This window comes from Kitasatospora sp. NPDC048662 (assembly GCF_055587065.1).
In genome coordinates, this window is record NZ_JBVJHA010000007.1 from 71332 (window position 1) to 84046 (window position 12715).

At 72.5% G+C, this 12715-nt stretch carries 12 protein-coding genes; 11 read left to right on the forward strand and 1 reads right to left on the reverse strand.

From position 1 onward, the window contains the following. The 9 genes from ACZ6R9_RS20600 to ACZ6R9_RS20640 all read left to right on the forward strand — a co-directional run. The coding region (locus ACZ6R9_RS20600; protein WP_465539464.1) for an Rne/Rng family ribonuclease at positions 1–3085 on the forward strand (3085 nt) is incomplete at its 5' end. Positions 3086–3310: 225 nt separating this feature from the next. After that, complete coding sequence (gene rplU / locus ACZ6R9_RS20605; protein WP_035862741.1) at positions 3311–3628, forward strand: 50S ribosomal protein L21; 318 nt, start codon at positions 3311–3313, stop codon at positions 3626–3628. A 39-nt stretch (positions 3629–3667) separates the two neighbouring features. After that, positions 3668–3925, forward strand: coding sequence for a 50S ribosomal protein L27 (gene rpmA, locus ACZ6R9_RS20610; protein ID WP_014135732.1), 258 nt, complete (start codon positions 3668–3670; stop codon positions 3923–3925). Positions 3926–4027: 102 nt separating this feature from the next. Further along, on the forward strand, positions 4028–5488 hold the full coding sequence (obgE, locus tag ACZ6R9_RS20615) for a GTPase ObgE (RefSeq protein ID WP_380483365.1): 1461 nt from the start codon (positions 4028–4030) through the stop codon (positions 5486–5488). 294 nt (positions 5489–5782) lie between these two features. Further along, the gene (proB, locus tag ACZ6R9_RS20620; protein WP_380483363.1) at positions 5783–6919 is read left to right on the forward strand and encodes a glutamate 5-kinase; all 1137 of its coding nucleotides are present in this window, start codon (positions 5783–5785) and stop codon (positions 6917–6919) included. 80 nt (positions 6920–6999) lie between these two features. Beyond that, positions 7000–7452 (forward strand): hypothetical protein, encoded by a 453-nt coding sequence (locus tag ACZ6R9_RS20625; protein ID WP_380483361.1) that lies wholly within the window; start codon positions 7000–7002, stop codon positions 7450–7452. 75 nt (positions 7453–7527) lie between these two features. Continuing rightward, on the forward strand, positions 7528–8838 hold the full coding sequence (locus tag ACZ6R9_RS20630) for a glutamate-5-semialdehyde dehydrogenase (protein ID WP_465539468.1): 1311 nt from the start codon (positions 7528–7530) through the stop codon (positions 8836–8838). Positions 8839–8953: 115 nt separating this feature from the next. Continuing rightward, positions 8954–9523, forward strand: a complete 570-nt coding sequence (locus ACZ6R9_RS20635) for an SCO2584 family spore wall biosynthesis protein (RefSeq protein WP_380483357.1) — start codon at positions 8954–8956, stop codon at positions 9521–9523. A gap of 88 nt (positions 9524–9611) precedes the next feature. Further along, positions 9612–10673 carry an SCO2583 family membrane protein gene (locus tag ACZ6R9_RS20640; protein ID WP_465539470.1) on the forward strand — a complete coding sequence of 354 codons (1062 nt, stop codon included), beginning with the start codon at positions 9612–9614 and terminating at the stop codon, positions 10671–10673. A gap of 27 nt (positions 10674–10700) precedes the next feature. Here ACZ6R9_RS20640 and ACZ6R9_RS20645 read toward each other — a convergent pair whose 3' ends face one another. Continuing rightward, entirely contained in the window at positions 10701–11765 is a 1065-nt protein-coding gene (locus ACZ6R9_RS20645) for a M48 family metallopeptidase (RefSeq protein WP_380483353.1), read from the reverse strand. A gap of 310 nt (positions 11766–12075) precedes the next feature. On the opposite strand from ACZ6R9_RS20645, the gene ACZ6R9_RS20650 reads away from it, so the two are divergent. Together ACZ6R9_RS20650 and ACZ6R9_RS20655 are read left to right on the forward strand one after the other, a co-directional pair. Further along, positions 12076–12276 (forward strand): hypothetical protein, encoded by a 201-nt coding sequence (locus tag ACZ6R9_RS20650; RefSeq protein WP_380483351.1) that lies wholly within the window; start codon positions 12076–12078, stop codon positions 12274–12276. A gap of 188 nt (positions 12277–12464) precedes the next feature. Continuing rightward, positions 12465–12614, forward strand: a complete 150-nt coding sequence (locus tag ACZ6R9_RS20655; RefSeq protein WP_380483349.1) for a hypothetical protein — start codon at positions 12465–12467, stop codon at positions 12612–12614. Positions 12615–12715: the final 101 nt, after the last annotated feature.

Sequence of the window (12715 nt, forward strand, 5' to 3'; positions counted from 1 at the left end):
CGAGCCGGCCGCGGAGGAGAAGCCCGCTCGCGCCCGCCGGGCGCGCAAGCGCGTCTCCGCGCCCGCCCAGAGCCCCGTGCCGGCCGAGGAGCCGGCTGTCGAGGAGCCCGCGGCCCAGGAGCCGGTGGCCGAGCCGGCCGCGGAGGAGAAGCCCGCTCGCGCCCGCCGGGCGCGCAAGCGCGTCTCCGCGCCCGCCCAGAGCCCCGTGCCGGCCGAGGAGCCGGCCGTCGAGGAGGAGCCCGAGGCCGAGCCGGTCGCCGAGGAGCCGGTCGCCGAGCCGGTCGTCGAGACCCCGGCCGAGCCGCCGCGCGCCCGCCGCCGTGCCGTCCGCCCCTCCACCGCGATCTTCCAGGCGCCGGTCTTCCAGGAGCCCGCGGCCGCGCCCGCCGCCGCGCCCGCCGCCAAGGCCGAGCCGGCCCCGGCCGCCGCGCCGCAGGACGAGGCCGAGACCGACGACGAGTTCGAGTACAGCGGCGTCGGCCGCCGCCGCCGGGTGCGCACCCAGGTGCGCGTCCAGCAGCCCGCGAAGGGGGCCAAGGCCGCCAAGGCCGCCCAGCCCGCCAAGGCCGCGCAGCCGGTGAAGGCCGAGGCCCCGGCCGAGGTCGAGGCGCCCGCCACCGGCCCGGAGCAGGAGTCGGAGTGGGAGGAGGACGGCCGTCCGTCCCGCCGTCGCCGTCGGGGCGGCCGTCGTCGCCGTCGTGGTGAGGCCGAGGACGCGGGCGAGCCGGCCGAGGGCACCGAGACCGTCGAGACCGAGACCGAGGACACCCACGAGGAGCCCGAGGCCCAGGAAGGCCACGACGAGGACGAGGACCACGAGGACGACCTGGCCGCCGGCCTGTCCTCCTCGCGCCGTCGCCGTCGCCGTCGCCGCCGCAGCGGTGAGGGCGGTGCCGACGCGGCGGAGACCACCGAGGACGGCGTGCGCACCGTGGTGAAGGTCCGCGAGCCGCGCCGCCGCTCCACCGAGCCCGCGTTCGACCCGGACGAGGTGCAGTCCATCAAGGGCTCCACCCGCCTGGAGGCCAAGAAGCAGCGCCGCCGCGAGGGCCGCGAGCTGGGCCGCCGCCGGGTGCCGATCATCACCGAGGCCGAGTTCTTGGCCCGCCGCGAGTCCGTCGAGCGGGTCATGGTGGTGCGCCAGAGCGGTACCCGCACCCAGATCGGCGTGCTCGAGGACGGCGTGCTGGTCGAGCACTACGTCAACAAGGAGCAGGCCACCAGCTACGTCGGCAACGTGTACCTGGGCAAGGTGCAGAACGTGCTGCCGTCGATGGAGGCCGCGTTCGTCGACATCGGCAAGGGCCGCAACGCCGTGCTGTACGCCGGCGAGGTCAACTTCGGTGCGCTGGGCGGCCACAGCGGCCCGCGCCGGATCGAGTCGGTGCTGAAGTCCGGCCAGTCCGTGCTGGTCCAGGTCTCCAAGGACCCGATCGGCCACAAGGGCGCCCGCCTGACCAGCCAGATCTCGCTGCCCGGCCGCTACCTGGTGTACGTGCCCGAGGGCTCGATGACCGGTATCTCCCGCAAGCTGCCGGAGAACGAGCGGGCCCGCCTCAAGCAGATCCTCAAGAAGATCGTCCCGGACGACGCGGGCGTGATCGTCCGCACCGCCGCCGAGGGCGCCTCCGAGGAGGAGCTGACCCGCGACGTCCAGCGCCTGCAGACGCAGTGGGAGGAGATCCAGAAGAAGGCCGCCTCCGGCAACGCCCCGGCGCTGCTCTACGGCGAGCCCGACATGACGGTGCGCGTGGTCCGCGACATCTTCAACGAGGACTTCACCAAGGTCATCGTCAGCGGCACGGACGCCTGGAACACCATCCACGACTACGTCTCGAACGTCGCCCCCGACCTCACCGAGCGCCTGCAGAAGTGGACCTCGGACGTCGATGTGTTCGCCACGTACCGGATCGACGAGCAGCTGATGAAGGCGCTGGACCGCAAGGTCTGGCTGCCCTCCGGCGGTTCGCTGGTGATCGACCGGACCGAGGCGATGGTCGTCATCGACGTCAACACCGGCAAGTTCGTCGGCCAGGGCGGCAACCTCGAGGAGACCGTCACCCGCAACAACATCGAGGCGGCCGAGGAGATCGTCCGCCAGCTGCGGCTGCGCGACCTCGGCGGCATCATCGTGATCGACTTCATCGACATGGTGCTGGAGTCCAACCGCGACCTGGTGCTGCGCCGCCTGTTGGAGTGCCTGGGCCGCGACCGCACCAAGCACCAGGTGGCCGAGGTCACCTCGCTCGGCCTGGTGCAGATGACCCGCAAGCGGGTGGGCCAGGGCCTGCTGGAGTCCTTCTCCGAGCCCTGCGTGCACTGCAACGGCCGTGGCGTGATCGTCCACATGGACCAGCCGCACAGCCACGGCGGCGGTGCCGCTGCGGCTGCCACCGTCACCGGTGCGGGCGAGGGCGGCGGCAAGCGCCGTCGCCGGGGCCGCGGCGGGGCCGGGCAGGCCGAGGCGGAGGCCGTCGAGACGGTCGAGAGCGCCGAGCCGGTGGAGGCCGTCGCCGCGGTGGAGGCCGTCGAGGCGCCGGTCGAGGTCGTGGAGACCGTCGTGGTCGAGGAGCCCGCGGCCGAGGAGCCGGTCGCCGAGGAGAAGCCGAGCCTGGTGGAGATCCCGCCGGCCGCTGCCCCGGCGGGCCGTACCCGGCGCCGTGCGGTGCGCAAGGCCACCGCTCCGGCCGGGGCGTCCGGCGAGGCCGAGATCGTGGTGCTGCAGGCCCGCGCCGAGGCCGCGATGGAGGCCGCGCTGAGCGCCGCGGAGAAGTCCGCCGTCGAGCAGCCGGTCGCCGAGACCGCTGCCGAGGTGACGGCCGAGGCCGTCGCCGCGGTGGAGCCCGAGGCCGAGGTCGCCGCGGCGGTCGAGACCGAGGAGCCGGCGCCGAAGAAGCGGGCCGCCCGCAAGACGGCCGCCAAGACCACTGCGGCGAAGAAGACCACCACCGCAAAGAAGACCGCGGCGAAGAAGACCACCGCCGCGGCCGCCAAGAAGACCACCGCCCGCAAGACCGCCACCAAGCGGACCAGCGCGGCGGCCAAGAAGGCCGCGGCCGCCGAAGGTGACGGCGCCGCAGAGTGAGGCCACGAAGGGCCGGGACCTCGGTCCCGGCCCTTCGCACGGCCCGGTTTGTCTTCGGATGGACAGGTCCGTATTCTTGACCCTCGGCGTGTTGACGCCATGCTCCTGAGCATCTCACCTCCCGGGTGGGAGCCGATTTCGGCTTTTTCCGGGGGAGGCAGCCTGTGTCCATACCCAGGCGGCTGGCATCCGGAGTTCCGACCGAGTTAGGAAAGTAGGTACCGCATGTACGCGATCGTTCGCGCCGGCGGCCGCCAGCACAAGGTCGCCGTGGGCGACGTGCTGGAGATCGACCGTATCGAAGCCAAGCCGGGTGACTCGGTCGAGCTCTCGACCATCCTCGTCGTCGACGGTGAGTCCGTCACCTCCGACCCGTGGGTGCTCGGTGGCGTGAAGGCTCACGCCGAGGTCGTCGACCAGACCAAGGGCGACAAGATCGTCATCCTGCGCTACAAGAACAAGACCGGCTACCGCCGTCGTCAGGGCCACCGCCAGAAGTACACCGCGGTGCGCATCACCAGCATCGACTCGGTCAGCAAGTAATCACACTTACTGCGGTCTTCCTAGAAAGGGGATAGCCAGATGGCACACAAGAAGGGTGCGAGTTCCACTCGCAACGGTCGTGACTCGAACGCCCAGCGCCTCGGCGTGAAGCGCTTCGGCGGTCAGGTCGTCTCCGCCGGCGAGATCATCGTCCGCCAGCGTGGCACCCACTTCCACCCGGGTGCGAACGTCGGCCGTGGCGGCGACGACACCCTGTTCGCCCTGACCGCCGGTGCCGTTCAGTTCGGCAACCGTCGCGGCCGCAAGGTCGTCAACATCGTGGCCGTCGAGGCCTGAGTCTGTACAGACTCGCTGTGAAGGGTGGGCCGGGACTATCCGGGCCCACCCTTCGTGCTTTACCAGCAGGAACCCTTTTCTCTTCGCACTGGAGGCAGACACATGACCACCTTCGTGGACCGCGTCGAACTGCACGTCGCCGCGGGTAACGGGGGCCACGGCTGCGCCTCCGTGCACCGCGAGAAGTTCAAGCCGCTCGGCGGCCCCGACGGGGGCAACGGCGGCGAGGGCGGCTCGGTGACCCTGGTGGTGGACTCGCAGGTCACCACGCTGCTCGAGTACCACCACTCGCCCAAGCGCAAGGCCACCAACGGCAAGCCCGGCGCGGGCGGTCACCGCACCGGCGCGGAAGGCCAGGACCTGATCCTGCCCGTCCCGGACGGCACCGTCGTCCTCGACCGCAAGGGCAACGTGCTGGCCGACCTGGTCGGCCACGGCACCACCTTCGTCGCCGCCCAGGGCGGCCGCGGCGGCCTCGGCAACGCCGCGCTGGCCTCCGCCCGCCGCAAGGCCCCCGGCTTCGCGCTGCTCGGCGAGCCCGGCGAGGCCCGCGACATCGTGATGGAGCTCAAGTCCGTCGCCGACGTCGCGCTGGTCGGCTACCCGAGCGCCGGCAAGTCCTCGCTGATCTCGGTGCTCTCCGCGGCCAAGCCGAAGATCGCCGACTACCCGTTCACCACCCTCGTCCCCAACCTCGGTGTGGTGACGGCCGGTTCAACCGTTTACACGATCGCCGACGTGCCCGGCCTGATCCCCGGCGCCAGCCAGGGCAAGGGCCTCGGCCTGGAGTTCCTGCGGCACGTCGAGCGCTGCGAGGTGCTCGTCCACGTCCTCGACTGCGCCACCCTGGAGCCGGGCCGCGACCCGCTCACCGACCTGGAGACCATCGAGGCCGAACTCGCCCAGTACGGCGGCCTGGAGGACCGGCCGCGACTGGTCGCCCTCAACAAGATCGACGTCCCGGACGGCCAGGACATCGCCGACCTCACCCGCGCCTCGCTGGAGGAACGCGGCTACCGGGTCTTCGAGGTCTCCGCGCTCGCCCACAAGGGCCTGCGTGAACTCTCCTTCGCGCTGGCCGAGATCGTCTCCGCCGCGCGCGCCGCCAAGCCGGCCCAGGAGAACACCCGGATCGTCATCCGCCCGACCGCCGTGGACGACGCCGGCTTCACCATCGAGGAAGAGGACGGCGCGTACCGCATCCGCGGCGGCAAGCCCGAACGCTGGGTCCGCCAGACCGACTTCGCCAACGACGAGGCCGTCGGCTACCTCGCCGACCGGCTCGCCCGGCTCGGCGTCGAACAGGAACTCTGGAAGGTCGGCGCCAAGGAGGGCGACACCGTCATCATCGGCCCCGACGAGAACGCCGTGGTCTTCGACTGGGAGCCCACCATGGCCGCCGGCGCGGAGATGCTCGGCCGCCGCGGCGAGGACCACCGCTTCGAGACCCAGCGGCCTGCGGTCGACCGCCGCCGCGAGAAGCAGCGCGGGCGCGACGCGGCGGAGCAGGAGTACCTGGACTTCGAGGCGCTCAGCTCCGGCCGGGAGCAGCTGGAGCAGTAAGCGGGAGCGAAACCGGGGGCGCGAGGAGACTCGCGCGAGCGGTTGGGCGCGAAAACAGGGGCGCGGGGAACTGCGCGACAAGCGCAAGTCACGTCCGCAAAGTCGCGATCAAGTGCAGGTCATTGTCCTGCGTCGCGATCTTGCGGACGTGGTGCCTTCCGCTTCGCGCAGTTCCCCGCGCCCCTGGTTTCGTGCCCGCCTGCGTTGTCTCACGCCTTGCGCCGATTTCGTACCGTGTCTGCCGAATGGCTACATTGCGGGCGTACAGGACGTCGTGTCGGAAGGGTCGGACTGATGGTGGATCAGTTGCTCCGCGAGGAGGTCGTTTCGGCGCGGCGGATCGTGGTGAAGGTCGGGTCGTCATCGCTGACCACCGCCGCCGGCGGGCTGGACGCGGACCGGGTGGACGCCCTGGTGAACGCGCTGGCGAGGGCGCGGACGGGGAAGGACGCGCCGGAGATCGTGCTGGTCTCGTCCGGTGCGATCGCTGCCGGCCTGGCGCCGCTCGGGCTGGAGAAGAGGCCCAAGGACCTGGCCCGGCAGCAGGCGGCGGCCAGTGTCGGGCAGGGCCTGCTGGTGGCGCGTTACACGGCGTCGTTCGCGCGGTACGGGGTGCGGGTCGGGCAGGTGCTGCTGACCGCCGAGGACGCCAGCCGGCGGGCGCACTACCGCAACGCGTTCCGGACGCTGGAGCAGCTGTTGACGATGGGCGCGATGCCGATCGTCAACGAGAACGACACGGTGGCCACCGCCGAGATCAAGTTCGGCGACAACGACCGGCTGGCGGCGCTGGTGGCGCACCTGGTGCGGGCCGACCTGCTGGTGCTGCTGTCCGATGTGGACGGCCTGTACGACGGTGACCCGGCGAAGCCCGGCAGCAGCCGGCTCGACGTGGTGCGCGGCCCGGCGGACCTGGCCGGCGTGGAGGTCGGCAGCGCCGGCAAGGCGGGCGTCGGCACCGGCGGCATGGTGACGAAGGTGGAGGCGGCCCGGATCGCCACCGGCGCGGGCATCCCGGTGGTGCTGACGGCGGCCAGCCAGGCGGCCGACGCGCTGGCCGGCCGGCCCACCGGCACGCTGTTCCTGCGGACCGGCAGCCGTTCCGCGGACCGCCTGCTGTGGTTGGAGCACGCGTCCACGCCGCGCGGCACGCTGACCCTGGACGAGGGGGCGGTGGCGGCGGTGGTGCACGGTGGGAAGTCGCTGCTCCCGGCCGGGGTGACCGGGGTGGACGGGGAGTTCGCCGCGGGTGATCCGGTCGACCTTCTTGGCGAAAACGGTCACATCGTCGCCCGCGGACTGGTCAACTTTGATGCGAGGGAGTTGCCCCGTCTGCTCGGCCGGTCCACCCGAGAACTGGCCCAGGAGCTCGGCGCCGCGTACGAACGCGAGGTCGTCCACCGCGACGACCTGGTCGTGCTGCGCGGCTGAGCGCGGGCGGCGGGGCCGGTACGGGGGGTGGCAGCAGCGGGCCGGGGGGCCCGCGCGACACGCTGAATGGGAGGCCGCCGGTGGTTCGCAGGCGGGAGGAAGCGCTGCCGGGGCAGAGGTCCGAGCGGCGGCTCACCAGCATCGAGGGCGGCCGGGGCGTCGAGGAGCAGGAGGGCGTGCGGGAGCCGGAGCAGGGCCGGCTGTGGCACGTGGTGCTGAGTGTGGCCGGGGCGGCGACTCCGCTGCCGGAGCTGCGGGCGGCGCTGGAGAAGCTGGCGCACGACCATTCCTTCTTCCTGACGGCCCGTTATGCCGCCGACCACGCCGAGGTCAGGTACTGGGAAGAGGCGCGGGACCTGCACGACGCGGCGGCGATCGCGCTGCGGCTGTGGGGCGAGCACAAGGCCAGCGCGAAGCTCCCGGCGTGGGAGATCGTCGGCCTGGAGGTGGTGGACCGTCCGACGTACCACAAGCGGGTCGCGGAGGGCTTCGGCGGACCGCTGCCGCAACTGGGCGGGGTGCACCCGTACTGACGGGCTCGGGGGGCCGCGTCTCAGCGGGCGAAATGTCCGCCGGGGCGGGGTGGGTGTCTCGCTAGGCTTGGCTCCATGAGCGACCTCACCGCCACCTCCGACAGCCCCGTCCTCGCCGCCGCGCGCCGTGCCAGGGAGGCGGCCGCCGCCCTGGCGCCAGTGCCGCGTTCGGTGAAGGACACCGCGCTGCTGGCGATCGCGGACGCACTGGTCGCCCGGGCCGGGGAGATCACCGCCGCCAACGCCGAGGACGTCGAGCGGGCCCGGGCGGCGGGCACCGCCGAGTCGGTGATCGACCGGCTGACGCTCACCGAGGAGCGGATCGCCGCGATCGCCGCCGACGTGCGCAGCGTGGTCGGCCTGCCCGACCCGGTGGGCGAGGTGGTGCGCGGCTACACCCTGCCGAACGGGCTGGACGTGCGCCAGGTACGGGTGCCGCTGGGCGTGGTCGGCATCATCTACGAGGCCCGGCCGAACGTCACGGTGGACGCCGCCGCGCTCTGCCTGAAGTCCGGCAACGCGGTGCTGCTGCGCGGCTCCGGCTCCGCCTACCGCTCCAACACGGCGCTGGTGGAGGTGCTGCGTACGGCGGTCGCCGGGGCGGGCCTGCCGGCCGACGTGATCCAGCTGGTGCCGGGGGAGAGCCGCGAGTCGGTGCAGCAGCTGATGCGCGCCCGCGGACTGGTCGACGTGCTGATCCCGCGTGGCGGCGCCTCGCTGATCCGCACCGTGGTGGAGGGCTCCACCGTCCCCGTGATCGAGACCGGCACCGGCAACTGCCACGTGTACGTGGACGCCCGGACCGACCTGGCGATGGCCGTCGGCGTGCTGCTGAATTCCAAGGCCCAGCGGGTCAGCGTCTGCAATGCCGCCGAGACCCTGCTGGTGCACCAGGACGTCGCGGACGCCTTCCTGCCGCTCGCCCTGACCGCGCTTGCCGAGGCGGGCGTCACCGTGCACGGCGACGACGCGGTGCTGAAGGCCGCCGAGGGCACCGGTGCGACGGTCGTCCCGGCGACCGAGGAGGACTGGGGGACCGAGTACCTGTCGCTGGACCTGGCCGCCGCCGTGGTGCCCTCGCTGGAGGCCGCCGTGGAGCACATCCGCCGCTGGTCCTCCGGCCACACCGAGGCGATCGTCACCACCTCGCAGGCCGCCGCCCGCCGCTTCACCCAGCTCGTCGACTCCACCACGGTGGCCGTCAACGCCTCGACCCGGTTCACCGACGGAGGCGAGTTCGGCTTCGGCGCGGAGATCGGCATCTCCACCCAGAAGCTGCACGCCCGCGGCCCGATGGGCCTGCCGGAGCTGACCAGCACCAAGTACATCGTCACCGGCGACGGGCATGTGCGCGGCGAGGCCCGGCAGACCGTCGGCGGGTCTTGACGGCCTCGGCGTCCCCGGCGTCCCCGGCGGCCTCGGCGGCTGGATGCTGCGGGCGTCGGATACCCGATCGGCCCGACCCACAGACAAAAGCCCCGGCCGGTAATACATTGAATCCGTGGCTGAGGATGTGGGGGGCTCGCCGTATTCCGACGGCGCCGACCACGGTGGTGCGGACGACGAGTTCGCCACCGTGGTCTTCGACGAGAGCTTCGTCCGCTCCGCCGCCGTGCACGAGCCGAGTGCCCGGGAGCGGCAACTCGCCGCCGCCGAGACCAGGTTCGAGCCGGAACAGGCCGGTGCGGCCCGGAGCTACGAGTTCACCTCCGGGAACGAGGTGCTGCCGCTGGAGCTGCGCCCGCTGCCCGGCGGCCTGGACGAGGACCGCTTCTACCCCGACCCGTGGTCGGGCGGTGACCGGCAGCACCGGCGCACCCGCCGTTCGCGGCTGCGCGCCTTCGACCCGCTGCGCGGCGGTTCGGTCGCCCAGCAGCGCTGGCACCGGCCGGTGGCCTGGGTACTGGCCCTGGTGATGGGCATCGGTGTGGTCGCGCTGGCCGTCGCCGCCGTGTACCGGGGCGTCGGCAACGCCCCCGAGTCGCCGGCCCGGCCGTCCAGCGGGACCAGCAGCCCCGGTACGACGCCCTCGGTGCAAGCGCCCGTGACGGCGGCCGTCCCGGCAGGCTGAGCGGGCCGCTTCACAGATCACCTGCTGTGGCGGTCTCGTTACCCGCGCCCCTCTCGTCGCGCGCGGCGGGCGAGCCTACCCTGGTCTCATGGGTGACCCGCGCGAGCCTCCCGAGGGCACGCCCGAGGGTGGTTCCAATGATGACGAGTTCCGGTCCGTCGTCTTCGACGAATCGTTCGTGAAAGCTGCCCGGATCCAGGAGCTTTCCGCGCAGGAACGGCTGGCCGGCGCGTTCGGCCGGGCCACCAGGACGCGTGGCTGGGGCTGGTTCGGGTCGCTGCCGCGGCAGGCCGTGATCCTGCTGCTGCTGGTGGCGATGGCGTTCGCCGCGGCCGTGTACTTCGGTGTCAGCTCCCCGCACGGCCAGGCCGTCCCGCCCAGCGGCGCCCAGCTGACCGCCGCCGTCACCCCGCTCAGCCCGTCCGGCACGGTCGGTGCCGTTCCCGACCCCGCCCACCCGTTCGCCGCACTGCCGAGCGGCTACGCGGACGGCCAGGGCGGCTTCGGCATGCCGCCCGCCTCGTCCACCGCGCACTTCGGTGGGACGGACGTGCAGCGCGCCCTGGACTCCGTGCAGCACTACCTGGTGGTCTCCGAGCTGACCCCCGCCACCCTGACCGCCAATGAGACCGGCCAGGTCCGCGAGCTGCTCACGACCGGCGAACTCGCCCAGTACGACGACAGCATCAACGCACCGCGTGACGACCAGCACCACGCCGCCACCGGCTGGATGGTGCGCTTCGACCCCGGACAGGTCGCCCTGGCCACCAACACCGTGAAGGTCAACGGCGGCGTCCAGGTCGGCGAACTCGACCCCGGCACGCTGGAGATCACCGCCGACCACACCCTGATCTACGCGCTGCGCCCGGCCGGCACCACCAGCGACTCCTCGGTGACCCTGTACTCGGTGCGCCGCGTGGTGCGGATCGACATCGACCGGGCCGACCTGGACGCCGGGCGCGTCCGGGTGGTCGACTCCACCGTCCAGGCCGGGCCCACCGGCTGCGGCACCGTGCAGAGCGACTACCTGCAGCCGACGCTGGCCACCGCGGCGGGCGTGCACCCGAACACCCCGCCCGCCGTGAATCCGGCCGACCACAGCCGGCCGGCCTGGCAGAGTTGCGGGGTGCTCGGGCCGATCACCGGCTGAGCCGGTTGAGCCGCTTGCCCGACAGGGTCAGTCCTGCTTCTCGCCGCTGCTTCCGTTGCCGTTGGTGCGGCCGGCGCCGGTGAAGGTGTCGCGGAGCTTGCCGCCGACCGTGCCGACGCCGTTGGTGAGGTCGCGCAGCAGGCCCATCAGCGGGTCCTTGCTCTCCTTCACCGACTGCGAGTACGAGTCGGCGGCGGCCTTCCACTGCGCGCCGATCGAGGTGTCCGGGTCGTCACCGCGGCGCGGGTACGCGCCCGCCATGATCGAGCGGTATTCCTCGCTCTCCGCCCACTTCTTCAGCTGCGCCACCCGCACCACCGCGAACGGGTGGGTCTGCGGCAGCACCTGCAGCAGCTTCAGCACGCTGTCGCGCAGGTCGCCCGCCTTGTCGTACTCCGCGGCCTGCTCCAGGAACGCGTCCACGTTCATTTCGGCCATGTTCGCGCCGCCGGCCAGCTTCATCAGGCCGCGCATCGACGCCTGCAGGTCCTGGCCGGCCAGTAGACCGGCCCGGTCGCTGGAGAGCTCGGCCTTGCGGAACCACTCCTTGAGCGCGGTGATGACCGCGGTGATCGCCAGGTTGCCCAGCGGCAGCCAGCCGATCCGGGCCGCCAGGTTGGTGAGGATCAGCAGCATCGTCTGGTACACCGCGTGCCCCGACATCGCGTGACCGACCTCGTGGCCGATCACCGCGCGCAGCTCTTCCTCGTCCATCAGGTCGATCAGGCCGGTGGTCACCACGATCACCGGCGTGTCCATGCCGATGCAGTACGCGTTGACCTTCGGGTCCTGGGTCACGTACAGGTCCGGGACCTTCTCCAGGTCCAGCACGTACGCGGCGTCCCGCACCATGTCGTACAGCTCCGGGAACTGACGCTCCGACGTCTTGACCGCCGTGGCCAGGAACAGCAGCCGGACGCTGCGCTCGGACACCAGGCCGGCCAGCTTCTTCAGGATCTCGTCGAAACCGCTCAGCTTGCGCAGGGCCACCAGCCCCGAACGGTCCGCCGGGTGCTCCCAGGCACGGGTGGAGATCTCCGGGAACCGCTGGCGGCGGCGGCTCGGCGCGTTGCCCTTGGTCATGTCGGTCATTGAGTACCTCTCCTGGATCGACGCCGGCACCGGCTCCCGTGGCCGGCCCCCGCTGCTTTCCTCTTAACGTCGCTGTGTCCGCACTCGTCCCCGGGCGCCACGGTACGCCGTCGGTGTCTGTCACCCATGCGCCCGGGCGTCCGTGTGCCCGGGCGTTCGCGTGTTCGTGTGCCCTTGTGCCCGGGCGTCCGTGTGCCTGTGTGCTCGGGCACACGGGTGGCCCTGGCGGTGCGGGTGGGGCGGGGTGTGGGGCGGGACGGGCGATAAACGGGTCTACCCTGGCTGTGCCGTACCGAAAAGGAGCCCCGTGATGTCCCCTGCCGACCTGGTCCAGCTCGCCGGACCGATCTCCAGCGAGAACGGCCCCGGCCTGTTCCTGAGGATCATCCTGATCGCCTCCTTCGTCGGAGTCGGCCTGCTGGTGTGGGCGATCGCCCGGGCCGGCCGTGACGGTGCCAAGCGCGACGCCGAGCGCGAGCGGGCCCGCGCCGAGGCGGCCGAGCGGGGCTGAGCCCCGGGGGCCGGTGTTGCTCCAGGTCGTGAGCCCGGCGACCGGGTGGTGGCCAGGGACCGCTCACCGGTGGTCAGACGCGGTGGGCCGCCGCGCGGTTGCGTGTCAGGCCCCCGTACGATGAGCCCCGCGGGCCGCACGGTCCGTGACCGCCTGGTCCTCACCGAGCCGAGAAGGTCCCGCCGATCATGACCTCTGCTGCCCTGCCCACCCTCGCCGTCCTCGCCGAGGAGGGCGGAAACCACGAAAGCCTCAACCCGTTCCTGACGGGCGGGGCGGCGCTGGCCATCCTGCTGCTGCTGCTCTTCGTCACCACCCGCTTCAACCGCGACCGCTGACCGGCCGCGCCGCCGCCTGTCGCGGTGGTGGACACGGAGTGCCCCGGGCCCGCAAACGGGCGGAATCCCCGGGACACCCCGGTCGCGTAAGGTGTGGCGCC